Origin of the sequence: Paenarthrobacter sp. PH39-S1, assembly GCF_030063245.1 — a bacterium.
GTDB lineage: Bacteria > Actinomycetota > Actinomycetes > Actinomycetales > Micrococcaceae > Arthrobacter_M.
The window spans coordinates 154,646-180,937 of record NZ_JASISR010000004.1 but is presented as its reverse complement, the minus strand read 5'-3'; the positions used below and the strand labels follow the sequence as shown (position 1 = coordinate 180,937).

Below are 26,292 nucleotides of genomic sequence, written 5' to 3'. Positions count from 1 at the left end.
CGATGGTGCTGCGGACCGGTTCTGGCATTTCATCCAGGACGGTCTGCTGGATCCGGGCAGCCAGCCGGGCCTTGAGCGCGCCGGCGTACGCTTCGAGCCGGCCGGCGTCGGCGAGGGCGGTCACCGCACCGGCGGTGTCCAGGTCATCGGGGATGACGGTCGTGAGGTCCGGGGGCGAGGTACGCCATCGGGTGCGCATTGACCAGACGCGGGAACAACGTATCCACCGTCAACGCAGCAACAGCAGCCGCTTCAGAGACGGCAGCCGCAGCGGCAGCGGCAGCCGTATCAGATCCCGCGGCGGCAGCCGCATCCGAGACAGCGTTAAGGCCCGGTGTTCCGGTTGTTTGAATCCCCAGGTTCCGCCTGCTCGGGTTCTGCTGCTCGTCCATGAACTAAGTCAATCAGCAGGGTCTGACATTATAACGAACACCAGCCAGCCGTCCGTCGTCACACTTTCAAAACAGCTGTCAGGTTCAAAACAGCAGTCAGGCCGTCTGCCTCCGTGGTCGCACTTTTAGCCGAAGAGCTCGAAGCGGACCTGCCCGGAGCTGGTGACCATGTCTACTTGGGCGGTGGCTTGTTCCAGGACGGGTACGTCGCTGAGAGCCTCCAAATACCGCCTGTGCTCGGTCAACGAGGCGACGGCGGCGCCGACACTCGCCGAATCCACCCGCTGGCTATGTGATGGTTCTGTGGAAGCCACGGCCACCCACTGCACTCGATGTGCCGGCAGACCTTCGGCCAGCAGCTCCGGGAAGATCCACTCGTTGCCCGCATCCGCGGCAGCATCCAGTACGGACCGGCCCAGAACCCGGTGATCCGAGCTGTTCCAAGCCCCTGGACGCCACGTATCGCGATGGTTCAACGTAATGACCAGCGCGGGTTTTTGCCTGCGAATTTCCCGGGCGATGAGCCGGCGCAGCTGCGGCCCTTCTTCGAGTCTGCCATCGGGGAGATCCAGGAACCGCAAGTCATGAACGCCCACATGGGAGCAGGCCTGCCGCTGCTCCTCGGCACGCAGCGGCCCGGCCTCCGCCGGGTTCATCCCCGCGATTCCCGCCTCACCGCGAGTTGCCAACAGGTAACCCACATCCTTGCCGGCCGCAGTCCATTGCGCGACTGCGGCCGCCACGCCATATTCCGGGTCGTCCGGGTGCGCCATCACCACCAGGGCGCGTTGCCAATCCTGGGGAAACGGCTCAAGCTCGCTCATGACTGTCCTCTCTGTTGGTCCGGCTTTGTTCTACCCGACCGGCATTTTCTGGCCTTCCGGCATTTTCTGACCCACTGCGAAGATTCGGCGAAACGGGAAAACCGTGCCGTGCGCCGTAGCCGGATAAGCCTCAGCAAGCAGCGCGGCATATGTTTCCTCAAACTCCGCTGCATCCACCGCGCTCAGCGAGCCGAGCACCGGCCGCAGCGCGGTGCCCCGGACCCACTCGAGCACCGGACGTTTCCCGGTCAACAGCTGGTGGTACGTCGTTTCCCAGATGTCCGCGGCGGACCCGCCGTCCAGCAACAGCTGCAGATAGTCGCCCGGCTCGCCCACGGCGTCGTCGTGCCGCAGCACACCCGCCAACAGCGCGCGCCAGCGCTCCGAGTCCGCGACCTCGCGCATCAAAGCGTGCGACGGCGAGCGGAAATTCCCCGGCACTTGTACGGCAAGCCACGCGCCCGGCCTTAAGGCCCGTAGCCAGAAAGCGATCAGCGTTTCGTGACCGGGCACCCATTGCAGGGCGGCGTTGGAGACCACGACGTCGGTGTCCGGCTCCGGCATCCAGCCGGCAATATCCGCCAGCGCAAAGGAAAGGTTGCCCGGGGTCGGCGCGTCCAAAGCGGTTTGCGCCGCTTTGATCATCTGCGGCGAGGAGTCCAGACCCAGCACCTGTGCACCGGGCCAGCGCCGGGCCAGCGCGGCCGTCAGATTCCCGGGCCCGCAGCCCAGATCCACCACGCGGCGCGGCTGCTGCGCCCCGATCCGGGCGGTCAGGTCATAAAACGCCCGGTCCCGATAGTCGCCGAACCGGACGTACTGCCGTGGATCCCAATGCGCGTTGTCCCAGGCCATGGGGATGATCGTGCCACAGTTTTTAGCCATTAAGCTGGAGACACCATGAATCTTGCGCAGCAGCTTCCTCCCCGCACCTCCGGTACACCCGATCCGGACGCCGTCTTTATGGCCTTCCTCGACTGGGTGGAGGGACGCGGCCTCAGCCTGTACCCGGCGCAGGAGGAAGCGGTGATGGAGCTGGTGTCCGGCAACAACGTCATCCTTTCCACTCCTACCGGCTCGGGGAAGTCGCTGGTGGCAGTGGGCGCTCATTTCCAAGCACTCTCCGCTGGGCAGCGCAGCTACTACACGGCACCGATCAAGGCGCTCGTGTCGGAAAAGTTCTTTGCCCTCTGCGACATATTCGGGGCCCAGAACGTCGGCATGATCACCGGTGATTCCTCGGTCAACCAGGACGCTCCGATCATCTGCTGCACCGCGGAAATCCTGGCCAACATTGCACTACGTGAAGGCGAGCACGCCGAGTTGGGCGTGGTCATCATGGACGAGTTCCATTTTTACGCGGACCCGCAACGCGGCTGGGCCTGGCAGGTGCCGCTGCTGGAGCTCCCGCAAGCCCAGTTCCTGCTGATGTCCGCCACCCTTGGGGAGGTGGCAAACTTTGAGCGCGAGCTCACGGAATTGACCGGCAGAACGACGACGACGGTGTCGTCCGCGGAGCGTCCGATCCCGCTGCACTACTACTACGTGCAGACCAGCATCCACGAAACCCTCGAGGAACTGCTGAGCACCAAACAAGTCCCGGTCTATGTGGTGCACTTCAGCCAGGCCGAAGCGATCGACCGCGCACAGAACCTGATGAGCATCAACATCTGCACCCGCGAAGAAAAGGACCGGATCGGCGAGCTCATTGCCGGCTTCCGTTTCGCGGCAGGCTTCGGTAAAACGCTCAACCGCCTGGTCCGGCACGGCATCGGCGTGCACCACGCAGGCATGCTGCCCAAGTACCGGCGTCTGGTGGAGCAACTGGCGCAGGCCGGGCTGCTGAAGGTTATCTGCGGCACGGACACCTTGGGCGTCGGCATTAATGTGCCGATCCGGACCGTACTGCTGACCGCTTTGAGCAAGTACGACGGCGTCCGCACCAGGATTCTGCAGGTCCGGGAATTCCACCAGATCGCCGGCCGCGCGGGGCGCGCAGGCTACGACACGGCGGGGACCGTCGTCGTCCAGGCGCCCGAACATGTGGTGGAAAACGTCAAAGCGATGGCCAAGGCGCACGCCAAGTTCGGTGATGACGCGAAGAAGCTCCGCCAGGTGGTGAGGAAGAAGCCGCAGGACGGATTTGTCAGCTGGGGCGAGCCAACCTTCAACCGGCTGGTTGAATCCGTCCCGGAGCCGCTGACCTCCAGCTTCACCATCACGCACGCCATGCTGCTGAACCTGCTCGAGCGTCCCGGCGATCCATTCCAGGCGGCACGCCGACTGCTCACCAGCAACCGCGAACCCCGCGCCGCTCAGCTTAAGCTGATGCGCAAGGCCCTGGGCATCTACCGCGAGCTGCTGGGTGCCGGCATTCTGGAGCGGATCCCGCCCGAGGAACAAACCGGGGACGGCCGCACGGTCCGTTTGACCGTGCATCTGCAGCTCAACTTTGCACTGAACCAGCCGCTGTCCCCCTTCGCGCTTGCCGCGTTGGAGCTGCTGGATCCGGAATCCCCCGGCTACGCGCTGGATGCGGTTTCCGTCATCGAATCCACGCTGGAAAAGCCCCGCCAGATTCTCTCCGCCCAGCTGCGGCACGCCCGGACCGAAGCGATCACAGCGATGAAGGCGGAGGGGATGGAATACGACCAGCGGATGGCCCTGCTCGATGAGGTCACTTACCCGATGCCGCTGGGCGAGCTGTTGCAGCAGTCCTTCGAGGTCTACCGCAAGGGCGCCCCCTGGGTCGGCGACTTCGAGCTGGCGCCCAAGTCAATCGTCCGGGACATGTATGAGCGCGCGATGAACTTCGGTGAGTTTGTGCAGTTCTACTCGTTGGCGCGTTCCGAGGGAATCGTGCTGCGCTACCTGGCGGATGCCTACAAGGCGTTGCGCCAGACCGTCCCGCGGGACGCCCTGCGCGATGATCTTGAGGACATCATCGCCTGGCTGGGCGAGCTGGTCCGGCAGGTCGACTCCAGCCTGCTGGACGAATGGGAAGAGCTCACTTCCGGTGCCGCGCCGAAGCCCCATGACGCTCCGCCGCCTCCGCCGCCGAGCCTGACCCGCAACGAACGTGCCTTCCGGGTGATGGTGCGCAATGAGATGTTCCGCCGCGTGGAACTGGCCGCAGCCGACAATTTTGAAGCCCTGGGGGTGCTCGACGACGACGCCGGCTGGAACGCCGACCGCTGGGCCGACGCGCTGGATGAGTATTGGGACGAACATGAATACCTCAACGACGGACCCGCCGCGCGTGGACCCGCGCTGCTGGTCATCACAGTCGGCGACGATGTCTGGAAGGTCCGGCAAATCATCGATGACCCCGCCGGCAACCACGACTGGAGCATCGAGGCGGAGGTGGACCTGGCCGCTTCGGACGAGGCCGGAACGGCCGTCGTTAAGGTAGTGAATTTCAGGCGCCTCTGAACTTCGGCGGTTCTACACTGGATCTGCTCCGTCTGCTAGAACGGGTACGGCGCGATCCCGGGCCTCATGGTCAGCCACTGGACCTCGGTGAAGGCCTCGATGTTGGCCGTCGCCCCACCGAAGCGGGACCCGGTGCCGGAGGCGCCAACCCCGCCGAAGGGCGCGTTTGCCTCGTCCGCGACGGTCTGCTCGTTGATATGGATCTTGCCCGAGCTGATCCGGTCCGCGAGCTTCATTGCCGCACCGACGTCACCGAGGATGCCGACGGCGAGCCCGTAGTCGTTGGCGTTGACCATCTCCACCACCTCGTCCAGCGTGGAGAACCGTGTGACGGGGGCAACCGGGCCGAAGATCTCCTGGGCGAAGGCGGGATTATCCAGGGCCAGGTCGGCCAGCACGGTGGGCCGGTAGAACAGCCCCTCATGCGTTCCCCCGGCAGCCAGCCGGCCGCCGGCCTGCACGGCTCCTTCGACGAGTGCGTGGATGTGGTTGAGTTGTTTTTCGTCGATGATAGGTCCCAGCGCCACCGGGCCGCCGGCCGGATCCCCCACCAGCAGGTGCTCCGCCTTCTGGGCAAGGGCAGCCACGTAGTCCTCGTACAGCGAGTCGTGGACGAAGTGCCGGCCCGTGCTCATGCAGATCTGGCCCTGATGCATGAAGGAACCGAAGGCTCCGGCGGACGCGGCCTTGGCCACGTCTGTCCCGGGCAACACCACGAGTGCGTTGTTGCCGCCCAGTTCCAGGTGTGCCCGCTTGAGCAGCCGCGCAGCCGATTCGCCGACCTTTCGCCCGGCCGCCGTCGAGCCGGTAAAGGAGACGACCCGGACCTCGGGAGCCTCGACGACCGCGGCACCCGTCTCCGCGCCACCGGGCAGCAGGGACAGCACGCCGGCAGGCAGCCCGGCCTCCTCGAACACGCGCATCAGCGTGACGCCGCCGCTGACGGCGGTGCGCGGGTCCGGCTTCAGCAGCACACTGTTTCCCAGTGCGAGGGCGGGGGCCACGGAGCGGATGGAAAGGATCAACGGGAAGTTGAATGGGGCGATGACGGAAACGACGCCGGAAGGCCGCCGCCGGGCGAAGGACCAGCGGTCCTCGTTGGAGGTCAGCACTTCCCCCGCCGGGTGCGAGGGCAGCGCCGCGGCCTCGTAGCATTCATTGGCGGCGGTGTGGGTTTCCAGGCCGGCCTTGGCTTCGATGCCGCCGCTTTCCCGGATGATCCAGCCCTGAATCTCCCCTGCGTGGTCCTCCCAGAGTTGGCCGGCGCGGCGCAGCACTGCGGCGCGCTCCTCCGGGCGCCTGGCTGCCCAGTCCGGCTGGGCCTGGGCGGCCCGGGTCGCGGCGCGCCGGACGTCAGCTGCGCTGGCGACGCCGACGTGGCCGAGTACGGCGCCGGTGGCCGGTTCCAGCACATCCTGCGTTCCGCCGGTTGCTTCCCTCCAGCCGTCGACGTAGATCTTCGAGTCCCAGCGGGAGCTATCAAGAAAAGTCATGGTGGTTCCTCCTATGCGTGCGGATGTGCGTGCGGATGTGGGTGCTGCCCGGGCGGCCCGCTTTACGGCGTCCGGATGATCAGAACGGAGAGACTGTGCTGATGCTAACTTCCAGCAGGGTCGGTCCGGTAGAGGCCAGAGCCTTGGCGAAATGCCGACGGAGGTCTTCCAGGGAATCGGCGCGGTGGGCTTCCACTCCGTAGCCCTTGGCGAGGGAGACGAAATCTATGCCGGGGACGTCCAGACCCGGGGCGTCCAAGGCATCGAGTTTGGCTGCGAAGCCGCGCAGTGCGCCGTAGGTGCCGTTGTTCAGGATCACGAACACCACCGGCACCTGGTACTGCGCCGCCGTCCACAGCGCGGTAATACCGTAGTTGGCGCTGCCGTCACCGATCACGGCCACGACCCGGCGCTCCGGCTCCGCCAGTTGAATTCCGACGGCGGCCGGCATGCCGAATCCGAGGCCGCCCGAGGCCGGAAAGTAGTAGCTGCCGGGATGGCGCATTTGGATCCGGTCCCAGAACGCGCCGACGGTGGACGTGGCCTCATTGACGTAAACGGCGTCCTCGGGCGACTCCGCGTTGAGAACGTCGAAGACGGCCTCCGGAGACAGCGGACCCGCCGCACGGTCCGTCCCATGCCGGGCGGGTCCAGGGCATGGCATAATGGCGGCGCCGCGGTCCGGAACGGCCACCGCGAGGCGGCGCAGGACGGGACCGATCGAGGCGACCAGCGCCCGCCCCATCGGGGCGCGGGCCGCTTCCCCTGGATCACAGGTGATCTGCAGCAGCTCAGCGCCGTCGGGCAGGTAGTTGCCCGGCTCATACTGGTGGTACCGGAACACCGGCGCGCCGATGACCAGGATCAGGTCGTGCCCGGCCAGCAGCGTGGTGGTGCCTTCCACCGAGGCCGGCAAAACACCGCGGAACGCGTCGTGCGTGGTCGGGAACGGGCAGCGGGGGGCTGAGGGTGCCACCCACACGGGTGCGCCGAGCCGCTCGGCCAACGTGACGGCGTCGGTGTTGCCGCGGGCGGAGTCGACGTCGGGCCCGAGCACCAGCACGGGGCTCACGGAACCGTCCAGCCGGGCCAGCACGTCCGCCAACTGCCCGGCGGAGAGCTCCCCGGCATGCTCGACAGCGCGGGACGTCACGTGTGCTTCCTCCGGACCGGTTTCCTGCGCCCAGTCGTCATAGGGAACCGAGACGTACACCGGTCCGGAGGGTTCCAAGACTGCGGTGTGGATAGCTTGGCCGAGGGTACGCACCACGTCCCGCGGCGAGGCGGGTTCCGCGCTCCACTTCACCAGCGGCCGAGGCAGGGACACCGCGTCGACATTGGACAGCATGACCTCCTGGCCGATCGTGGCACGGACCTGCTGGCCGGCGGTGATGACCAGCGGCGTATGCGCATACCAGGCATTGGTGAGTGCCCCCATCGCGTTGCCGGAGCCGGCGGCTGCATGCAGGTTTACGAAGGCCGGCCGACGGGTGGCCTGGGCGTAGCCGTCCGCCATTGCGGCCACCACACCCTCATGCAGCCCCAGAATATAGCGGAAGTCCTCCGGCATCCCGGCCAGGAACGGCAGCTCATTGGAGCCGGGGTTGCCGAAGATGGTGGTCAGCCCGTGGCGCCGCAAAAGCTGGTACGTGGCGTTCTTAACGTCTGTCATGCCGATGGTCCTGTTCTCGAAACGGTCCTTCATCCCCACGGTAGATCCACTTCGGACCGTGGGCCAATCAGTAAATTGGCGGCCGCTGATAGACGGCATCCATTAGGCTTTCGTCCATGGGCATCTATCAGAATCTGGTCCTGTCCTCGGCCCAGCCCACCGTCAACCACGCCTTGGGCCGGCCACGCCCAGTCTCGACTCTGTTAACCAGGAAACTTTCGCTAGGCTCGGATCATGTCTTTGATCCGTGCCGCCGTGCCCGCCGACGTTCCCGCCATTCTGTCCCTGATCCATGAGCTGGCACTCTACGAAAAGGAGCCCCACGCGGTCAGGAACACCGAGGAGATGCTCATGCGGACGCTCTTTGGGGACAACCCGCGGATCTTTGCGCACGTGGCGGAGGACGACGGCGCTAACGCCGACAGCGCAATCGGCGACGGCGCCCGGGGCGTGGGTGAGGTGCAGGGCTTTGCGCTGTGGTTCCTGAACTACTCCACCTGGGAGGGCGTGCACGGGATCTACCTTGAGGACCTGTACGTGCGGCCGGATTCGCGCGGGTCCGGCCACGGTAAAGCCCTGCTGCGCACGCTGGCCGGGATCGCCGTCGACCGCGGCTACGCGCGGGTGGAATGGAGCGTGTTGGACTGGAACGAACCCTCAATCCGCTTCTATAAGAGCCTGGGAGCCACACCGATGGACGGCTGGTCCGTGTTCCGGCTCAGCGGCAATGCCTTGGCGGGCTTCGGAAGCGCGTCGGCCGTGCCCGCATCCGTGGACTGCCTGTCCGTGGGCGGCCTGTCCGTGGACAGCCGCGCGGATTCCCTATGATTGCGGCGGATCAGGGACACCGCCGCGGCAGCACGCATAAAGCGCGCGGCATGCGGCTGACCGACCACCGTTTCACGGTTCCGCTGTCGCACTCCGAACCCGACGGACCGGAGCTTGAGATCTATGCCCGGGAGATTACGGCATCCCAGCACAGCCCCGAAGACGTCGCTCACCTGCCATGGCTGCTTTACCTGCAGGGCGGACCAGGCGGGCGCGGCAACCGGCCGACTTCGCTGGGCGGCTGGCTCAAGGAAGCCACCGCATCCTTCCGCGTCCTGATGCTGGACCAGCGCGGCACCGGTCTTTCTGCGCCCGCAACCCGTCAGACGCTGCCCGATGTTGGCGATGCCGCGGCGCAGGCGGAATATCTTACCCATTTCCGGGCCGATTCGATTGTCGCCGATGCGGAACTGATCCGGCATCAGCTGGTGGGCGGTCCCTGGAGCATCTATGGCCAGAGCTTCGGTGGATTCTGCGCCCTGACGTATCTCTCGTTTGCTCCCGCGGGTCTGCGTGAAGTGCTGATCACTGGGGGCCTCGCGCCACTGACCGGCTCAGCAGACCGGGTCTACAACGCGACCTATTCCCGCGTGGCCGCGCGGAACGACGAATACTATGCCCGCTACCCGCAGGACCGGGTGATGACCACCCGGATCATGCGCCATCTGGAAACCGTGGAAGAGGTCCTGCCCACCGGCGAACGGCTCACGCCGGAACGCTTCCAGATGGTTGGAAATTTTCTGGGCGGAAACGCCCGGGTCGAGGCCCTGCACTATTTACTGGAGGATGCTTTCATCCCCACGGCCGGCGGCCACCGGCTGTCGGATCTTTTCCTAGCAGAGGTGGCTGCCCAGGTCGGACGAGCCACAAACCCGCTCTACGCGGTACTGCACGAATCGATTTACGCTCAGGGCCATGCCACTGACTGGTCCGCCTGGCGGGTGCTGGCGGACCACCCGGAGTTCCAGCCCGCCGCCCCCGAACCGCTGCTGACCGGGGAAATGGTGTATCCGTGGTACTTCAGCCAGGACCCCGCATTGGTCCCGCTGGCACCCGTGGCGGAACTGCTGGCCGCGAGGACGCAGTGGCCCGCGCTCTACGATGCCGAGCAGCTGGCCCGCAACACGGTGCCGGTTGCCGCGGCGGTATACAGTGACGATATTTACGTGGACCGCGATCTGTCGATGGAGACCGCCGCGGCCGTGCGCGGACTGGAGGTCTGGGAAACCAGCGACTACCACCATGACGGCATCGCCGAGGATGGCGAGGAAATCTTCGCGCGTCTGCTGCGTATGTGCCGGGGACAGGAGATTACGGTCCCCCGTGAGTCCGGGCCTCTCCTGTCCTAGGCATGGCCGGCGGACTGCATCTGGCGCAGTTCCTTCTTCAGGTCCCCTACTTCATCGCGGAGCCTGGCCGCCAGCTCGAAGTGCAGATCCCCCGCCGCTGAATGCATCTGCTCTGTCAGCTGGGCAATCAGATCAAGCAGATCCTCGGCCGGCACAGCCGCCAGCCCGTCATGACGGACCGGGACAGGAGCCTTGCCCCGGGCTTTACCTCGGCCCTTGCCGGCGGCCTCCAGCAGCTCTCTGGTATCTGCGTCCTCACGATTGAGGGTGTCGGTGATGTCGGCGATCCGTTTCCGCAGCGGAGTCGGATCAATGCCATGCGCGGCGTTGTACTCCACCTGGATAATGCGCCGTCTGTTCGTCTCATCGATGGCCTTGGCCATCGAGTCCGTGATCCGATCCGCGTACATGTGCACCTGCCCGGAGACGTTTCTGGCCGCCCGGCCAATGGTCTGGATCAGCGACGTGGCCGAGCGCAGAAAGCCTTCCTTATCCGCATCCAGAATGCTCACCAGCGACACCTCGGGCAGGTCCAGGCCCTCGCGGAGCAGGTTAATCCCCACGAGGACGTCAAAAATCCCCATCCGGAGTTCCCTCAGCAGCTCCACCCGGCGCAGCGTGTCCACGTCCGAGTGCAGGTACTGCACCTTGACGCCGTGGCCGAGCAGATAGTCCGTGAGATCCTCGGACATCCTCTTGGTCAGCGTCGTGACAAGAACCCGTTCATTGCGCTCCACCCGGGTCCGGATCTCGGCCAGCAGGTCATCAATCTGCCCCTTGCTGGGCTTGACGATGATTTCCGGGTCAATCAGACCGGTGGGGCGGATGATCTGCTGCACCGTACCGTCCGCCTTGCCAAGCTCATATTTCCCCGGCGTGGCGGAGAGATACACCGTCTGACCAACCCGTTCCAGGAACTCGTCCCACTTCAGCGGCCTGTTATCCATCGCCGACGGCAGGCGGAACCCATGGTCCACCAGGGTGCGCTTACGCGACATGTCACCTTCGTACATGGCGCCGATCTGTGGGACGGTGACATGGGATTCATCAATGACCAGCAGGAAATCGTCCGGGAAGTAGTCGAGCAGGCAATGCGGTGCCGTGCCCGGGCCTCGCCCGTCAATATGCCGGGAATAGTTTTCGATGCCGTTGCAGAAGCCCATCTGCTGCATCATTTCCAGGTCGTAGGTAGTGCGCATCCGCAGCCGCTGGGCCTCGAGCAGCTTGTTCTGCCCCTCCAGGTCCTTGAGCCGGACGGCGAGCTCGTCCTCGATCTGCTTGACGGCACGATTCATCCGCTCCGGGCCGGCGACGTAGTGCGAGGCCGGGAAGACGTACATTTCGGTTTCTTCCCGGATGACGTCCCCCGTGAGCGGGTGCAGCGTATAGATCTTTTCAATCTCGTCTCCGAAGAACTCGATCCGGATGGCCTGTTCCTCGTACATCGGGATGATCTCCACCGTATCCCCACGCACCCGGAAGGTGCCGCGGTGGAAGTCCATGTCATTGCGGGCATATTGCATACTGACAAACTTCCGCAGCAGATCGTCACGGTTCATTTCCCCGCCCCGGCGAAGCGTCACCATCCCGGCCACGTACTCCTCCGGCGTGCCCAGTCCATAGATGCAGGACACCGTGGCCACCACAATCACGTCCCGGCGCGTCAGCAGGGTGTTGGTTGCCGAATGCCGCAGCCGCTCCACTTCCTCATTGACCGAGGAATCCTTCTCAATAAACGTATCCGTCTGCGGTACGTAGGCTTCGGGCTGGTAGTAGTCGTAATACGAAACGAAGTATTCGACGGCGTTGTTCGGCAGCAGCTCACGGAACTCGTTGGCCAACTGAGCCGCCAGCGTCTTGTTCTGGACCATCACCAGCGTCGGACGCTGGACCTGCTCGATCAGCCACGCCGTCGTCGCCGATTTGCCTGTTCCCGTCGCGCCCAGCAGTACGATGTCCTTCTCGCCGTTCGTGATCCTTTCGGTCAGCTCCTGAATAGCCGCCGGTTGGTCGCCCGCCGGCTGATAATCGCTAATGACCTCAAAGGGTGCCACAATACGGTTGATTTCCTGCGCAAGACTCATACCCTAACGCTACCGCGTGCCACCGACACGGGTAAGGCGTGCGGTTGCCGCATCGGTGGAACTTCGTTGCCCCAAGCCCGGCGCCGCGCTGGTTGCGTGGAAGAATGGCTGGGGAACCACCCGTATCTGCTCGGCACCTAAGACAGAGGACATTATGACTGACAGCAATCCGCAGCAGCCTGCCCCCTACGGCCGGGAGCCCGCGAAGTCCGATCAGCCAACTCCGGCCTACGGCCAGTTTGCTCCGCCCCCCTATCAGCAAGCGGCCCCGCCCCCCTATCAGCAAGCGGCCCCGCCTGCCTACGGCGCCCAGCCGCCAGCTCCCTACGGCCAGCAGCCGCAACAGAGCTACCAGGGTGCCACCGTGCAGGATCCGGGCAAAACGCTCGGCATCATCGGCCTGGTCCTGGCCTTCCTGATCAGCATCGCCGGCCTCGTCGTCAGCATCATTGCGCTTAAGAAGTCCAAGGCCGCGGGTTTCAAGAATACCCCGGCCAAGGTAGGAATCTTTGTCAGTATCATTGTCTCGGTGCTGTGGATCGCCGGAATCATCATCGTCGCGATTGCGCTAGTGAATCTGACCAACGAACTTCAGGATGCCTGCGGCAACGGGCAGCCCACCTTCGTGTTCAACGGTGTGCAGCAGGCCTGCCCCGCTGTGAAGCAATAGGCCCTGGAACTGATCCAGGACCAAAAGGAGCCGCCGCTGCATCCGCAGCGACGGCTCTTTTCAATTTCGGACACGTACCCTTGCTACGGCAGCGGGAAGTGATCCAAGGGCGGAGTCCATTCCGTAGCGGCTGTCCAGCGTGATACTGCCGGGAAGGCAACGTCCCTGAACCACGGTTCCTTCGCTACGGCATAGCCGCCGGTTCCCATGTCAGCACTGTGCTGTGCTGCTGCACCTCGTTTGATGCTCAGATACTCGGCACAGGCCGCGGGCTCTGCCCGCAGCCAATCACGAAAGGCCAGCGCGAAACGTGCGCCGGCGGATCCCTCTACTCTGACATGGACATTCGCCGTGCGCCCCGGGTCTGCAGAAGCATGCAACCGCTTTTGCCACTGCGCCAGATCAAGGTACGGGGCATGCGGCGTATCGTGCCAGTCCCCGGGCAGCCGCGGAAAGCCGGCGGCAGCCAAAGCCGGCGCCAATCGGTCAGCCTCTGCCAGCGAACGGACCCGGACCTGCAGATCCAGGACATCCTTCGCGGGAAGGCCGGGCACCGCGGTGGAACCAATGTGGTCCACGGCCAGCACCCCCCCCTGGGCGGCCGCCGCGATCCGTGCCGAGAGTCTGGCCGCTTGGGCCTGCCATTGCGGATTCGGCGGTACCAATACTGCCGGTCCGTCCCGTCCCGCCATCCTGCCGTGCCTCAGGTTGTCCACGAAGGGCAGCAGCCGTTGCTCCCATAACCGATCCATCTGGCGAAGCGCCCCTTCCACGGTCCCGCTGTTATCGATGACGGCGTCGGCCGCGGCCAGCCGGTCCTCGCGCAGGGCCTGCGCAGCAATCCGCGCCGCAGCATCCGCTTCGCTGAGCCCGCGGTGCGCCACGATGCGCGCAATCTGCAGTTTCACCGGCGCATCCACCACCAGCACCAGGTGGAATGAGCTGCCCTGGCCCGTCTCCACCAGCAAGGGAATGTCCTGCACCACGACCGCATCGTCGTCGTCCGCAGCGGCGGCCTGCATCAATTCCGCGGCACGGGAGCGGACCAGCGGATGGATGATCGCGTTTAAGGCATCGCGCTCTGAGGAATCGGCAAAAATCAGCGCTCCCAGCGCTGCCCGGTCGAGCGCACCATCGGGCCCGAGAACCCCCGGACCAAACCGCTGCACCACCGCCGCCAGACCCTTACTGCCCGGCGCCACCACCGCTCGGGCCAGCTCATCCGAATCGATCAAAACGGCACCAAGACTTTGCAGATACCGTGCCGACAGTGACTTTCCGCTGGCAATCCCGCCGGTCAGGCCTATTTTGAGCATACCTACACACTAAGCTGATCCGGTGAGCCTTCCCGCCAGTGCGCAGCCCTTCGACGCTACGGGCGCAATGGCGGAATACACTGTTCCCGCCGCCGGCAGGGAGTTCCGGCATGAACTGGAAATCAAGCGCTCCCGCTTCATCACTGTGCTACGCCGCGTCGAGACCGAAGAGGCGGCCGCAGACATGCTGGGCTCCGTGCGCAAGGAATTCCGCGACGCCCGCCACCATTGTTCGGCGCTGATTTTGGGTCCGGACCGGAACATCCAGCGCGCTCACGACGACGGCGAGCCGTCCGGGACTGCCGGCGCGCCGATGCTTGAGGTGCTGCGCAGGCATGAAGCGGGCAGGACGGGCGCAAGCGGCGCCGCCGCTGACCTCAGTGACGTGTGTGCCGTCGTCGTCAGGTATTTTGGCGGGGTTTTGCTCGGCGCCGGCGGCCTGGTCCGAGCGTACTCGTCGTCCGTTTCCTTGGCGCTGGACGCCGCCGTCCTGGTGCGCCGGCAACGGCTTCGTCTGTTCACCGTGACCGTCATCCACGCCGAAGCGGGCCGGCTGGAGCATGGGCTCCGCGCCGCTGGAATGACGCTTCGCGGGAGTAATTACGGTCCCACGGGTGTCCAGCTGGAAGCGGCTCTGAAAGACACACCCGAGGCCATCGCCGCCGCCCGGCAACTCCTCGCGGCCTTGTCCGCCGGGACGGCGGTGCCGACATTCGGCACAACAGCTTGGTTAGACGTCAGCTGAATCTCCGGCCGGTATCGGTCCCCCGCTGGCGGAAGTCCCCAGGTTTCAATGCCGTGTCGGCACCGTCGTAGTGATCCCGGCGCTGCCGCTGAGCTTTCCCGCGAATTCCGGGGCAGCGTAGGCCTCAACCGGGCATGCAAAGAGGACCCCCGCCCGCGGGCGGAGGTCCTCTCAATGCAAGTGCAGCGCTGCCGGGTCCCTACGTGGCGACGGAGTCGACACGGGAGGGCCGGCGGTGCAAGTGCAGCGACGCCGGTCCCTCCCTGCCAACCGGGTCGGCAGGGAGGGTTCGGCGGCGTGCGCTAGTTTCCGGTGAGCTTTTCGCGCAGAGCGGCGAGTGCCTCATCGGAAGCCAGCGTGCCGGCTCCCGTCTCGGCAACTGCCGGCTCGGAGGAGTAGCTGGTGGTACCGGAATCGCTGTCACCGGACACCGAGGCGGCCGCATCCTCTGCGGCGTGCTCGACGACCTGCTTCTTGTGCGCTTCCCAGCGGGCCTGAGCATCAGCGTACTGCTGCTCCCACACGGCGCGCTGCGTCTCGTAACCCTCAAGCCACTCGTTGGACTCCGGGTCGAAGCCCTCCGGGTACTTGTAGTTGCCTTCTTCGTCGTACTCGGCAGCCATGCCGTACAGTGCCGGGTCAAACTCGGTGCTGTCGGCGTCGACGCCGTCGTTGGCCTGCTTGAGCGAGAGCGAGATACGGCGGCGCTCGAGGTCGATGTCGATGACCTTGACGAACAGCTCGTCGCCCACGGAGACAACCTGCTCCGCCAGCTCCACGTGGCGCACGGCCAGCTCGGAGATGTGTACCAGGCCCTCGATGCCGTCTTCAACGCGGACAAACGCGCCGAACGGAACCAGTTTGGTGACCTTACCGGGGACAACCTGACCCAACGCGTGCGTCCGGGCGAAGGTCTGCCACGGGTCTTCCTGCGTGGCCTTGAGCGAGAGCGAAACCCGCTCGCGGTCCAGATCCACCTCGAGCACCTCGACGGTGACTTCCTGGCCGACTTCGACAACCTCGGACGGGTGATCGATGTGCTTCCAGGACAGCTCGGAAACGTGCACCAGACCGTCGACGCCGCCCAGGTCCACGAAGGCACCGAAGTTGACGATGGAGGAAACGACGCCGGGACGGACCTGGCCCTTTTCCAGCTTGTTGAGGAACGTGGAACGGACCTCGGACTGGGTCTGCTCGAGCCACGCACGGCGGGACAAGACCACGTTGTTGCGGTTCTTGTCCAGCTCGATGATTTTGGCTTCGATCTTCTGCCCGATGTACGGAGCCAGGTCGCGGACGCGGCGCATCTCGACCAGCGAGGCGGGCAGGAAGCCGCGCAGGCCGATGTCGAGGATAAGTCCGCCCTTGACAACTTCGATGACGGTACCGGTGACGACGCCGTCCTCTTCCTTGACCTTCTCGATGTCGCCCCAGGCACGCTCGTACTGCGCGCGCTTCTTGGAGAGGATCAGACGGCCTTCTTTGTCTTCCTTGGTCAGCACCAGCGCTTCGACGAGATCGCCAACGGAGACAACGTCTCCGGGATCAACGTCGTGCTTGATGGACAATTCGCGGGAAGGGATGACACCTTCGGTCTTGTAACCGATGTCGAGCAGAACTTCGTCGCGGTCAACCTTGACGACGGTACCTTCAACAAGATCTCCGTCGTTGAAGTACTTGATGGTGGCGTCAACAGCTGCGAGGAAGTCCTCAGCCGAGCCGATGTCGTTAATGGCGACAACGGGGGTACTGGTCTTCTCGGGGGTCGTGATGGTCATGTAGTAGGGGCTCCGATGTGGATAGTGAGTTGAGCCAGGAGGACCGGGCCGATAGGCACGGATGAACCTGAATTATGAATCATGCTATGGATGTGCCGCAACGAATTTACCGTGCAGCGATAAAACTAAAAGCGTGCCGCAACGCTCAGTTGCCTTTGAGGGCCGGGGCCCGCTCGAACAGCTGACGCGCGCACTGCACACCCGTTTAGTCTAGTCACTTCGGCTAACGATCGCAAAAGCGCGACGAAGCACTTCGAAGCACTTCGAAGCACCCGAGCACAGGCTCCTGGGCCTAAAAATCCGTCAGACAGTGCGGGGCCAGCGGAGCACCGAGCACTGCGTCGCCGGCGGCCGCCGCCCCGGCCCGAAGCTCGCGAACCGTCCCGGCAGCCACCAGGGTCCCGACGCTCACACCGGCTAGATAGAGCTGTCCCAGTTCCGCCGCCCCAAGACGCAGGTCAGCCGGGTCCGAATCGGGCAGCTGTGTCACGACCGCTGATCCGCCGCCGGCCTCCAGCCGGTACACGCCGTCCGCCAGATGGAGCGGATCCTCGATGGCCAACGTCACGGTGCCGTCGCCCCAGTAATGGCGGCCGACAAGGGCCGCAACCGGATCTAGGATCCGCAGCCAGAGGTGATCCTCCACCGCCTTGACCAGGTAACGGCGCTTGTCCCCCAGCGCCCACTGCAGCGGGTCCGCCACCGGTGCACCCTTGCGACTGATCCGCTGCACCAGGTCAATCGAGCCCAGAAACCGCCACAACGCCAAATGAGCCGGGCTGCTCGTTGCCAGCAGGTCCACCACCTGCAGCGTGGATGGCGTCTCCCTATCCATAACCTTGTAAGAGACGTACCCGCCGCAGCTTCCGTCCGGGGCATAGTACAAGGCCGCCCGTACGCTCTTGTCGCGTTCCGGCATGCCATAGTTCCAATAGCCGGACACCCGATAGCGGTAGGCGTCCTGTCGACCAAGTGAGCCGAAGGTGCCTGCGTGGACCTGCGCAAAAATCGCCGGTTCCAGCTCCTTCAGCACCAGCGGTTCCGCAAGCTCAACGATCCCGGCCGCCTCTGTGCTCCCGCCGGTTCCGTCAGGCTTACCCGCAGGGAGGGTCGACGTCGGCTGGTTGCCTTTGAGTGCGAAGCCGGCACCGCTGTCCACCTCAATCGCAGCGGCGTGCGTGGCGGCGCCAAAGCCGAAGCGTCCATATATGGTGGCCTCGGAGGCCGTCAAGGCAGCGATCGCCAGCCCGTCGGCCTTGGCGCGGCGCAGATCATCGGTGATGATGGTCCGCAACAGGCCACGCCGGCGGTGCGTGGGCCGGACGGTCACCGCACTGATCAGGTGGGCCGGCAGCAACTTCCCGGCCCCCACATTGAGGGTCTTGCGGTAACTGGCGTAGGTGGCCACCGGGTAGCCCGCGTCCCACGCCCGGTCCGGAGCCGACGCGGCATAGGCACCCGTGAGGATCCGCCCGTCCTTCTCCTCGGAGGCCAACGTCTTTTGAATATCCGCATCGGTGGGGGAATCGCCATGGAAGCCGCGGTCAACGGCCTCCTTCCATTTGCGGGCGGAAGGGTCGATGCCGGTCCCGGCGTATCGGGCCGGAAAGCTCCGGATTTCATAGGAAAATCGTTCGGTTGGTTCGACAATGACAGTCACAGTCAACAAGCCTAAAGCAGCAGCGCCTCGCCCCGCCAGAGCGGGAGAGGATCCTTGCGCGCCTGCCGGCCAAGGCGGACCCGGCCGCGAGGATGGAGCAGACACCCCCTAGCCGCGGACTCGGGCGATGAATCTGTCCGTCCGCCCGCGCAGGCCCCTGATCTGACGGTCAACGACGGTGGCCGGGTCCGGCGGCACAGGTCGCAGAGCACCTTGCGGTTTTTGAGCGGCTGGCGTTGACGAAGCCGGTCGGGATCTCTGTGCAAAGCTATTTTGCGCCGTTTGACACCATTGACTGTTCAGCCCGTCCGCTCGGCTTGTTTCGTGCACTGACCGACGACGGCCTCGCCACGCTCTCCACTGGCTCTAGCTGCCGATGCCGTTCCCGCAGGGCACCTGGGCCCTTTCGCAACCCGCACAGAAAGGCGAACGCCGCGTCGGGCTGGACAAGGAAGCCTAATCGCCGCAACATCTAGTGCCCGGCCTCGTGCCAGCTGGCGCCTACTCCGATCTGGACATCAAGCGGCACTGACAGCTCCGCCGCCTGCCCCATCTGCGCCACCACCAACTCCTCAACGGCATCTCGTTCGCCTGGGGCGATCTCGAGCACCAGCTCGTCATGGACCTGCAGCAGCATCCGGGAGGAAAGCTGCCGCGCCTGGAGCGCATCCTCCACACCCAGCATGGCCTTTTTGATGATGTCCGCCGCCGACCCTTGAATCGGGGCGTTGAGCGCGGCCCGTTCAGCCATTTCGCGGAGCTGACGGTGGTCGCTGGAGAGATCCGGCAGGTACCGTCGGCGCCCTTCGATGGTTGCCGTGAATCCGTCGACACGGGCCTGCTCCACCACGCCGCGCAGGTAGTCCCGCACGGCGCCGAACCGGTCAAAGTAGTCCTTCATCAGGGTCCGGGCCTCATCCACGGGGATGCCCAGCTGTTTGGACAGGCCGAAGGAGCTCAGCCCGTAGACCAGGCCATAGGACATCGCCTTAACCTTGGAGCGCATGGCACTGGTGACGTCTTCCACGGCGACGTGGAAGACATGCGAGCCGACAAACCGGTGCAGATCCTCGCCATCCCGGAAGGCCTGGATCAGACCGGGGTCCCCGGAGAGGTGGGCCATGATCCGCATTTCGATCTGTGAATAGTCCGCGGTGAGCAGCGTCTCGTAGCCGTGTCCCACCACAAACACCTCGCGGATGCGGCGCCCTTCTTCGCTCCTGATTGGAATGTTCTGCAGGTTGGGGTTGGTCGATGAGAGGCGCCCGGTGGCGGCCACGTTCTGCGCGTACGTAGTGTGGATCCGTCCGTCCTCCGCCGTGGCTTTGCTCAGCCCCTCCACTGTCTGGCGGAGCTTGGTGGCATCCCGGTAAGCCTGCAGCTGCAGCAGGAACGGGTGCCCGGTCTTTTGCGCCAGATCCGCCAGTGCATCCGCGTCCGTGGAAAAACCGGTCTTTATCTTCTTGGTCTTCGGCATGCCGAGCTCATCAAAGAGCACTGTCTGCAGCTGTTTCGGGGAGCCCAGGTTGACCTCGTGGCCGATCGCATCAAAGGCAGCCGTCTGGGCAGCGCTGATCGTGGCGCTGAAATCCGCCAACAGTCCGTCCAGCTGGGGGGACGACACGGCTATGCCGGTCATTTCCATCCCGGCCAGCACCCTTGCCAGCGGCAGTTCCAGCTCGCCCAGCAGCTTGTTGGCCCCGCGCTCCAGCAACAGGCCGACAAAATGCTCACTCAGCTGCAGCGTGACGTAAGCCTTCATCACAGCATCCGGCGCCGTCGTATCTTCCAGGCCCAGCTCCAACTGGCCGTTGGCAGCCGTCCCCGGAGCGGCCACCGTCACCTTTAAATGCACCTGGCTCAAATCCGCGAGGTCATAGGTGCGCCGGTCCGGCTGGATGAGGTAGGCGGAGATGGCGGTATCATCGACGATGCCGGCCAGTTCCAGCCCCCGCTGGCGCAGGGCCTTATAGGCGGACTTGAAGTCGTGGATGGTCTTGCGCGCATCCTGACTGCGCAGCCAATCTCCGAGCACGCTTTCCGCTGCCACATCGAGCGCTGCCAACTCCACGTAGGCCGCCGAACCGTTCGTGGACAACGCCAAGCCGACGGCGTCCTGCCCGGCCGGCGTCGCCTCGGAAACCAGCGCCAGCCCTACCATGGCCTGATTCGTGCGGACAAACCAATCCGCCAGTTCGGCGGCGCTGCTGAGCACGGCGTGCCGAGGTGCCGTATGGCCGTCCGTGTCGGCGGCCTCATCGTCGTCTCCGAACAGGTCGAAAAGGCGTTTCCGCAGTGTGTTGAACTGCAGCGCATCAAACAGTTCTTCAATCTCCCCGCGGTCCGGATGCTGGAGCACCATGGCATCCAGACGCACCGGAAGCGCAAGATCGCGCAGCAAATGATTCAGCCGTCGATTGCGTTTGACGCTCTCTTCATGTTCGCGCAGGGCATCGCCGGCTTTTCCGCCAATCGAGCCAATGTTCGCCAAGATGCCGTCGAGGCCGCCATAGAGGTTGATCCACTTGGCGGCCGTCTTCGGGCCGACTCCGGGAACACCTGGCAGATTATCCGCCGTCTCCCCCACCAAGGCCGCCAGGTCAGAATACTTTTCCGGGCCGACAAAATACTTCGCTTCTACGGCGGCGGCATCCATCGGCGGAATGTCCGAAATACCCTTCTTCGGATAAAGCACGGACACCCTGTCCGTGATGAGCTGGAAGGCATCCCGGTCTCCGGAAACCACCAGCACATCCCACTGCGCCGCCTCGCCCTGGGCGGCCAGCGTCGCGATGATGTCATCCGCCTCGTAGCCGTCCAGGGAAATGGTGGGAATCCGCATGGCGTCCATCACCTTGACGATCAGGTCCACCTGGCCGTGGAATTCCTGCGGTGTTTTAGAGCGGCCGGCCTTGTATTCGGTGTACTCCACCGAGCGGAACGTCGGCGTATCCAGATCGAAGGCCACCACGACATGGGTGGGTTTGTGCTGACGGATCATGGTCAGCAGCATCGACGTAAACCCGTAGACCGCGTTTGTGTGCTGTCCGGTGTCGGTGGAGAAGTTCTCCGCGGGGAGGGCGTAAAACGCCCGGAAGGCCATCGAATGGCCGTCGATCACCAGCAGACGGCCCGGCTCCGAACCGGCAGGTATGACCACCCGCGCCGCTGTGGACAATGCCGGCTCTGCTGCTGTTCTGGGGACCGTTTTGGTAGTTTCGCTCACAGGTGCCAGCCTAGTCAACATGAACGACAAATTCACACCGAACCAGTACACCGCCCGGCTGCTGGAGGCGGGTGTGCCCGAAGTGATGCATGACTGGCTCAGCAGCAACGGCGTGGGCGCCCTGGTGGAAAAAATGGGGATCAAATTCCTGGAACTGGGAGCCCGGCGCTCGGTTGCCACCATGCCCGTTGAAGGGAATACCCAGGTTGCAGGCATCCTGCACGGCGGTGCCCATGTGGTGCTGGCGGAAACCCTGGGCTCCTTCTCCGCCGGAATACATGCCGGCGTCAACGGCCAGGCCCTGGGCATTGAGATCGGTGCCACCCACCATCGCAGCGCCACGTCCGGACTGGTCACCGGCACCTGCACGGCCATCCATCTGGGGCGCACCCTGGCCACTCACGAAATCGTCATGACCGACGAGTCCGGCCGGCGGCTCTCCACGGCCCGTATCACCAATATGATCCGGCAAAGGGGTCCGACGTTCCGGTATCTGCGGGATAGCCGCGGGCTCTGGTGGTCCGCTGATGCGCAGGCATGAACCGTCTAGTGCAGCGCCGGCACGATCAGGTATATCCCGAACAGGACGGCCGCCAGACTGACGGCGAAGCAGAGGTAGGCGGCGGCCCGAGCCACCTTGGTGCTCGGCACATGGTCGTCAACACTGACGGCGTAAAGGCGCACACCGGAGGCATAGACCCCCACCACAAAGACGGCGGAAACCAGCGTGGTCACCGCCACGGTCAGAAAAGCTCCCCAATTAATCACTGTGTACCTTTCTGCTTGGCGGCCGAGGATGAATCTGACTGCGGCGCGTTCGGAGCTTTCGGCGGCAAGCGTTGCGGCGCAATGTTCCCCGTCGCGTGCGCACCGTCCGCGGCTCTTGCGGCACGCTCGGCCGCTTCTTGTGCAACAACCTTGGCCGCTGCCTTCTCCACAGCCTTGGCTGCGGCCTTTTCAGCGGCACGCTCGGCGGCCCGCGCCTTGGCCGTGAGCCGGTCGCGTTCTTTTTTGCTCGGGATGCTGACGGTTTCACCGATGGCGTCGACGTCGCTGATGGCGTTGCTGTGATCCACCTGTCCGCGCTGCGAGCGGACGAAGATGAAGATGATGGAGCCCAGCCCGACGACGGCGTCAATCACCACGCCAGTCGTGCCCAGACTGGCAATAAACGCGGCAAGACCGCCGACGATGGCCGCCGCGGGAAGGGTGAACAGCCAGCCCAGGCCGATCTTGCCGATCGCGCCCCAACGCACTGTTGAACCCACCCGGCCCAGCCCGGAGCCAATGACCGAGCCGGACGCCACGTGGGTGGTCGAGAGCGCGAAGCCGAGGTGCGAGGAGGCGAGAATCGCCGCGGCCGTACTGGTCTCCGCAGCAAAGCCCTGGGCCGGTTTGACGTCCGTCAGGCCGCTGCCGAGGGTGCGGATGATGCGCCAGCCGCCGGTGTAGGTGCCGAACGCGATGGCGAGGGCGCAGGCGCCGACCACCCACAGTTCGGGACCGGAGCCGACCTTCTGCATATTCGCGGAAATCAGTACCAGCGTGATGACACCCATGGTCTTCTGCGCATCGTTGGTGCCGTGCGCGAGAGCGACGAGCGACGAGGAGAAGACCTGGGCGTACCTGAATCCGCCGCGCTTTTGCACCAGCTTGTCGCCCGAGTCCGGATCGGTCCGTCGCGTGATCCGGTAGGCCAGCTTCGTACACAGGTAGGCGGCACCGCCGGCGATCAGCGGAGCCATCACGGCGGGAAGGATGATTTTGGAGAGGAGCACTCCCAGATCCACGGCCTGGAAGCCGATGCCCACTACGGCCGCACCGATCAGACCACCGAATAGGGCGTGCGAGGAGCTCGACGGCAGCCCGAGTAGCCAGGTCACCAGATTCCACAGCACCGCGCCCATGAGGCCGGCAAAAATCAGCACCGGAGTGATCTGAATGCCTTCGGCGCCTTCCCGGATCAAGCCCCCGGAAATCGTCTTGGCCACCTCCGTGGAGAGGAATGCGCCCACCAGATTGAGCACCGCGGCAAGGGCGACGGCGGTCTTGGGTTTGATGGCTCCGGTGGCGATGGGCGTGGCCATGGCGTTGGCGGTGTCGTGAAAACCGTTCGTAAAGTCAAAGAACAGAGCCAGCGCTATGACAAGCACGACCATAAAGGTGAGATCCACCCGTGATCCAATCTGAGAGGTCAACTGCGGACTGCCAAAAAGGTTTGGCTATTTTTTGCCCGCGGCATGACGGGACGACGCTGCGGTGTTCAAGCGGATTCTGCTACCAAACAGTACTGATCCTATGTCCACAGCCGGTCGACACCAAAGGGGCGCTCTACAAGGGCCCGCACCAGGGCGCGCATTCCGTCCCGCGTGCGGGACGGAAGCTCCTACCCATCCAGGTCTTCCGGGTCCGGTTCTTCGGCACCGAAGCGGCCCAACGGCGATCCGCCGAAGTTGGCCTCGTCGTCGCTGCCGTCGGCCTCATCCCCGGTGGGTGTCTCGCCGAAGTCCACGTCAGCCGAGGCCTCGCCTATGGTGGGTTCGTCCGGCGGAATCTGCTCCTCGCCCGTTTCGTAGCGGGCCTCGTCCGTCTGATCCTCCAGATACTGTTCGGAACGGTACCCTTCTGCCGCCGCGGCATCCTCCGCAATGAGCGGATCGTCGGACCAGTTGTCCGGGTTGTTCTCCGCCGCGCCCGGATATTCGTCCGGGCCGCTGCCGCTGAGCTGATCAAGGCCGTCGGCGCCGGGCGAGGCAGGGTCCTGGGCCGCCGCCGGGTCAAGTGCTCCGGGATCATCCGCATCCAGGGTATCGCTGAAAATGTTGAGTCCGACCTCCGGAGTGCGTCCATCCGTAGTGTGGTCGGTGGGAATGCTTTCTTCGCTCATGATGAAACCTTTCCGTTAGCCGATGGGGGTGCTTCCCAGCAACCCTACCGAGCCGGGGCCGGGCTGGCTACAGCGAGGCCTCCTCCGGCCTGGCCACCAGATACAGCCGGTTGGGCCGACAAATTCGATATGGATATAGGTTATGCGCTCGATCTCCTGATGCTCCAGCAGCATCCGCAACGCCGACTGCTCCACTTCCGGTGTCACCGCCTGTCCCACCAGGAAACGACGGTTCCGGTCAATCAGTACGACGGCGACAACGCCAAACAGCAGGCCCACCATAATGGAACCCAGCGCGTCGGGAACCGGTGATCCGGTCACCTGATGGAGGAGAATTCCGGCAAAAGCAATGACCAGCCCCACCAGCGCGGCCGAATCTTCAGCAAACACCGCCTCCGGCGGTGAAGAGCCCGAAGGCGGCGAACATGGACCAGACGTACGCCTCACGCCCGTAGCCGAGCGGATGGGCAGCATCACGCTTTCTCTTGGACCTTTTGTCCGCGATCATGAGGAAAATCTGATTACCCGTGTCCGCCCACGAATGCGCGGCCTCGGCCGTCATGGACTCCGAACAGGTGAGCCCGGCGGCCACCGACTTCGCGGCGGCGACCAGCAGATTCGCGCCGAAGGCCATCAGAATGGTCCCGGCCCCGGAGCCCTTGGGCTTACCCTTGGTGTCCGGTGCCGCGGTTTCTGCCACACGCGAGTTTCCCGTGGCCCTAGACTACTCACCGCCCGCTACGATGATCCTGGCAGAGCGGAAACCATGAACAAGATCAGACTTGAAACCTTCAGCGATGGCGTGCTGGCCATCGTGATCACCATCATGGTCCTTGAACTGCGCGTTCCGGTGGAACCGAGCTGGCCGGGGCTGCTGCGGGTGCTCCCGGGCTTTCTCAGCTACCTGCTGAGCTTCGTGTATGTCGGAATTTACTGGAACAACCACCATCACATGTTCTCGCTCGCGGAGAAGGTAAACGGCACGGTCCTGTGGGCCAACCTCCATCTGCTCTTCTGGCTCTCGCTGTTCCCCTTCACCACGCGCTGGATGGACGAATCGGGTTTTCCGGAGGTGCCCGTCCTGGTCTACGGCGTGAACCTGCTGTTGGCCGCCGTCGGCTATTTCATTCTCCAGAAGGCGCTCATCGCGCAGCAGGGAACCGACGGACCGCTGGCCCGGGCGCTGGGCCGTGATTGGAAGGGCAAAGCCTCTCCCCTGATCTACCTCGCCGGGCTGGGACTGTCGCTGCTTCAGCCGCTGCTGGGTCTGGCCGCCTATACGGTGGTCGCGCTGCTCTGGCTCGTGCCCGACCGTCGGCTGGAACGCGCCGCCGGCGGCCAGGGCTAAATCAGTCCAGCTGCCCGCGGACGGCGGGCGCCACTTCCCTGCCATAAAGCCCTATGCTGCTCATGAGGGCCGCATGCGGGAGGGTTCCGTGGCTGAATTTCAGGTCAAAGCGCGACAGCCCGAGCCCAGTGCCAACCTTGACGATCTTGGTGGCCACGGTTTTCGGTGAGCCAACAAAGAGCGCTCCGTCCGGGCCGGCGGTGGCTTCAAAATCCGCACGCGCGATGGGCGGCCAACCGCGGTCCCGCCCAATTCTGGCCTGCATGGCGGCACAGTGCGGCCAGAGCTCTTCCCTGGCCTGCTGAGCGGTGGCGGCGACATGCCCGGGGGGATGGGCGTCGATGGGCTGCACCGGATTGCCGAATTCCTTCAGGGCGCGGTGGTACAGGTCGGTGAAGGGGGCGAACTGCAGCGGTTCCCCGCCGATGATGGCCAGCATCAGCGGCAGTCCGTCGCCGGCGGCGCGGACCACGGACCGCGGGCTTCCACCAGCGGCGATCCAGGTGGGCAGGGATCCGGAGTCGGTCGGCGGGTACACCTTCTGGTTCGCTTCCTGGCCGATGGTGCAGCGGGGACGGTGCTGCACCG

The 26,292-nt window shown here is 64.7% G+C and carries 21 protein-coding genes and 1 pseudogene; 7 read left to right on the top strand and 15 right to left on the bottom strand.

Annotated features, from left to right (window positions below):
• From QMG52_RS04530 to QMG52_RS04520, 3 genes are all read right to left on the bottom strand, one after another.
• Positions 1 to 199 (bottom strand): hypothetical protein (locus QMG52_RS04530; protein WP_283559235.1); only part of this gene is annotated, 199 nt, incomplete at its 3' end.
• Between the two features lie 318 nt (positions 200 to 517).
• Positions 518 to 1,216, bottom strand: a complete 699-nt coding sequence (locus tag QMG52_RS04525) for a PIG-L deacetylase family protein (RefSeq protein WP_283559234.1) — start codon at positions 1,214 to 1,216, stop codon at positions 518 to 520.
• 30 nt (positions 1,217 to 1,246) lie between these two features.
• Entirely contained in the window at positions 1,247 to 2,101 is an 855-nt protein-coding gene (locus QMG52_RS04520) for a trans-aconitate 2-methyltransferase (RefSeq protein WP_283559233.1), read from the bottom strand.
• A 15-nt stretch (positions 2,102 to 2,116) separates the two neighbouring features.
• Here QMG52_RS04520 and QMG52_RS04515 point away from each other — a divergent pair, with 15 nt between their 5' ends.
• Positions 2,117 to 4,648 carry a DEAD/DEAH box helicase gene (locus tag QMG52_RS04515; RefSeq protein ID WP_283559232.1) on the top strand — a complete coding sequence of 844 codons (2,532 nt, stop codon included), beginning with the start codon at positions 2,117 to 2,119 and terminating at the stop codon, positions 4,646 to 4,648.
• Positions 4,649 to 4,683: 35 nt separating this feature from the next.
• On the opposite strand, the gene QMG52_RS04510 is transcribed toward QMG52_RS04515, so the two are convergent.
• Positions 4,684 to 6,141 carry a benzaldehyde dehydrogenase gene (locus tag QMG52_RS04510; RefSeq protein ID WP_283559231.1) on the bottom strand — a complete coding sequence of 486 codons (1,458 nt, stop codon included), beginning with the start codon at positions 6,139 to 6,141 and terminating at the stop codon, positions 4,684 to 4,686.
• A 79-nt stretch (positions 6,142 to 6,220) separates the two neighbouring features.
• A complete protein-coding gene (gene mdlC, locus QMG52_RS04505; protein ID WP_283559230.1) occupies positions 6,221 to 7,813 on the bottom strand; it encodes a benzoylformate decarboxylase in 1,593 nt (530 codons plus the stop codon).
• Between the two features lie 234 nt (positions 7,814 to 8,047).
• Between mdlC and QMG52_RS04500 the strand changes: the two genes are divergently transcribed.
• Positions 8,048 to 8,641, top strand: coding sequence for a GNAT family N-acetyltransferase (locus QMG52_RS04500; RefSeq protein WP_283559229.1), 594 nt, complete (start codon positions 8,048 to 8,050; stop codon positions 8,639 to 8,641).
• Positions 8,638 to 9,990, top strand: coding sequence for an alpha/beta fold hydrolase (locus QMG52_RS04495; RefSeq protein WP_283559228.1), 1,353 nt, complete (start codon positions 8,638 to 8,640; stop codon positions 9,988 to 9,990). Before QMG52_RS04500 ends, QMG52_RS04495 begins: the two co-directional genes overlap by 4 nt.
• On the opposite strand, the gene uvrB is transcribed toward QMG52_RS04495, so the two are convergent.
• A complete protein-coding gene (gene uvrB / locus QMG52_RS04490) occupies positions 9,987 to 12,074 on the bottom strand; it encodes an excinuclease ABC subunit UvrB (RefSeq protein WP_283559227.1) in 2,088 nt (695 codons plus the stop codon). The genes QMG52_RS04495 and uvrB overlap by 4 nt on opposite strands.
• 154 nt (positions 12,075 to 12,228) lie before the next feature.
• Here uvrB and QMG52_RS04485 point away from each other — a divergent pair, with 154 nt between their 5' ends.
• Positions 12,229 to 12,744, top strand: coding sequence for a DUF4190 domain-containing protein (locus QMG52_RS04485; protein WP_283559226.1), 516 nt, complete (start codon positions 12,229 to 12,231; stop codon positions 12,742 to 12,744).
• Between the two features lie 83 nt (positions 12,745 to 12,827).
• On the opposite strand, the gene coaE is transcribed toward QMG52_RS04485, so the two are convergent.
• Entirely contained in the window at positions 12,828 to 14,060 is a 1,233-nt protein-coding gene (coaE, locus tag QMG52_RS04480; RefSeq protein ID WP_283559225.1) for a dephospho-CoA kinase, read from the bottom strand.
• 22 nt (positions 14,061 to 14,082) lie between these two features.
• Between coaE and QMG52_RS04475 the strand changes: the two genes are divergently transcribed.
• Positions 14,083 to 14,805, top strand: coding sequence for an IMPACT family protein (locus QMG52_RS04475; protein WP_434620765.1), 723 nt, complete (start codon positions 14,083 to 14,085; stop codon positions 14,803 to 14,805).
• 302 nt (positions 14,806 to 15,107) lie between these two features.
• Here the strand turns inward: QMG52_RS04475 and rpsA are convergent, their stop codons facing one another.
• The 3 genes from rpsA to polA all read right to left on the bottom strand — a co-directional run bounded on the left by rpsA (position 15,108) and on the right by polA (position 21,346).
• The gene (rpsA, locus tag QMG52_RS04470) at positions 15,108 to 16,583 is read right to left on the bottom strand and encodes a 30S ribosomal protein S1 (protein WP_283559224.1); all 1,476 of its coding nucleotides are present in this window, start codon (positions 16,581 to 16,583) and stop codon (positions 15,108 to 15,110) included.
• 292 nt (positions 16,584 to 16,875) lie between these two features.
• Positions 16,876 to 18,243, bottom strand: a complete 1,368-nt coding sequence (locus QMG52_RS04465) for a GNAT family N-acetyltransferase (RefSeq protein ID WP_283559223.1) — start codon at positions 18,241 to 18,243, stop codon at positions 16,876 to 16,878.
• Between the two features lie 472 nt (positions 18,244 to 18,715).
• Positions 18,716 to 21,346, bottom strand: coding sequence for a DNA polymerase I (gene polA / locus QMG52_RS04460; RefSeq protein WP_502920446.1), 2,631 nt, complete (start codon positions 21,344 to 21,346; stop codon positions 18,716 to 18,718).
• 142 nt (positions 21,347 to 21,488) lie between these two features.
• Here polA and QMG52_RS04455 point away from each other — a divergent pair, with 142 nt between their 5' ends.
• Positions 21,489 to 22,010, top strand: a complete 522-nt coding sequence (locus QMG52_RS04455; protein WP_283559221.1) for a hotdog fold thioesterase — start codon at positions 21,489 to 21,491, stop codon at positions 22,008 to 22,010.
• A gap of 5 nt (positions 22,011 to 22,015) precedes the next feature.
• Here QMG52_RS04455 and QMG52_RS04450 read toward each other — a convergent pair whose 3' ends face one another.
• From QMG52_RS04450 to QMG52_RS04435, 4 genes and pseudogenes are all read right to left on the bottom strand, one after another.
• Complete coding sequence (locus QMG52_RS04450; protein WP_283559220.1) at positions 22,016 to 22,237, bottom strand: hypothetical protein; 222 nt, start codon at positions 22,235 to 22,237, stop codon at positions 22,016 to 22,018.
• Positions 22,234 to 23,643, bottom strand: a complete 1,410-nt coding sequence (locus tag QMG52_RS04445) for an inorganic phosphate transporter (RefSeq protein ID WP_283559247.1) — start codon at positions 23,641 to 23,643, stop codon at positions 22,234 to 22,236. Before QMG52_RS04445 ends, QMG52_RS04450 begins: the two co-directional genes overlap by 4 nt.
• 212 nt (positions 23,644 to 23,855) lie before the next feature.
• A complete protein-coding gene (locus QMG52_RS04440; RefSeq protein ID WP_283559219.1) occupies positions 23,856 to 24,356 on the bottom strand; it encodes a hypothetical protein in 501 nt (166 codons plus the stop codon).
• A gap of 91 nt (positions 24,357 to 24,447) precedes the next feature.
• Positions 24,448 to 24,990 (bottom strand): annotated as a pseudogene (locus tag QMG52_RS04435) (cation diffusion facilitator family transporter); the annotation flags it as partial.
• Between the two features lie 132 nt (positions 24,991 to 25,122).
• Here QMG52_RS04435 and QMG52_RS04430 point away from each other — a divergent pair.
• Positions 25,123 to 25,704 (top strand): TMEM175 family protein, encoded by a 582-nt coding sequence (locus QMG52_RS04430; protein ID WP_283559218.1) that lies wholly within the window; start codon positions 25,123 to 25,125, stop codon positions 25,702 to 25,704.
• A gap of 1 nt (position 25,705) precedes the next feature.
• Here QMG52_RS04430 and QMG52_RS04425 read toward each other — a convergent pair whose 3' ends face one another.
• Entirely contained in the window at positions 25,706 to 26,290 is a 585-nt protein-coding gene (locus QMG52_RS04425; protein WP_283559217.1) for an LLM class oxidoreductase, read from the bottom strand.
• Between the last annotated feature and the right edge of the window lie 2 nt (positions 26,291 to 26,292).

Coding starts and splice junctions, on each gene's coding strand:
- coaE (WP_283559225.1), bottom strand. CDS start 14,060: ATGCTCAAAATAGGCCTGACCGGCGGGATTGCCAGCGGAAAGTCACTG.
- QMG52_RS04440 (WP_283559219.1), bottom strand. CDS start 24,356: ATGAGCGAAGAAAGCATTCCCACCGACCACACTACGGATGGACGCACT.
- QMG52_RS04500 (WP_283559229.1), top strand. CDS start 8,048: ATGTCTTTGATCCGTGCCGCCGTGCCCGCCGACGTTCCCGCCATTCTG.
- QMG52_RS04520 (WP_283559233.1), bottom strand. CDS start 2,101: ATGGCTAAAAACTGTGGCACGATCATCCCCATGGCCTGGGACAACGCG.
- rpsA (WP_283559224.1), bottom strand. CDS start 16,583: ATGACCATCACGACCCCCGAGAAGACCAGTACCCCCGTTGTCGCCATT.
- QMG52_RS04510 (WP_283559231.1), bottom strand. CDS start 6,141: ATGACTTTTCTTGATAGCTCCCGCTGGGACTCGAAGATCTACGTCGAC.
- QMG52_RS04455 (WP_283559221.1), top strand. CDS start 21,489: ATGAACGACAAATTCACACCGAACCAGTACACCGCCCGGCTGCTGGAG.
- QMG52_RS04485 (WP_283559226.1), top strand. CDS start 12,229: ATGACTGACAGCAATCCGCAGCAGCCTGCCCCCTACGGCCGGGAGCCC.
- uvrB (WP_283559227.1), bottom strand. CDS start 12,074: ATGAGTCTTGCGCAGGAAATCAACCGTATTGTGGCACCCTTTGAGGTC.
- mdlC (WP_283559230.1), bottom strand. CDS start 7,813: ATGACAGACGTTAAGAACGCCACGTACCAGCTTTTGCGGCGCCACGGG.
- polA (WP_502920446.1), bottom strand. CDS start 21,346: ATGGCCTTCCGGGCGTTTTACGCCCTCCCCGCGGAGAACTTCTCCACC.
- QMG52_RS04430 (WP_283559218.1), top strand. CDS start 25,123: ATGAACAAGATCAGACTTGAAACCTTCAGCGATGGCGTGCTGGCCATC.
- QMG52_RS04495 (WP_283559228.1), top strand. CDS start 8,638: ATGATTGCGGCGGATCAGGGACACCGCCGCGGCAGCACGCATAAAGCG.
- QMG52_RS04525 (WP_283559234.1), bottom strand. CDS start 1,216: ATGAGCGAGCTTGAGCCGTTTCCCCAGGATTGGCAACGCGCCCTGGTG.
- QMG52_RS04515 (WP_283559232.1), top strand. CDS start 2,117: ATGAATCTTGCGCAGCAGCTTCCTCCCCGCACCTCCGGTACACCCGAT.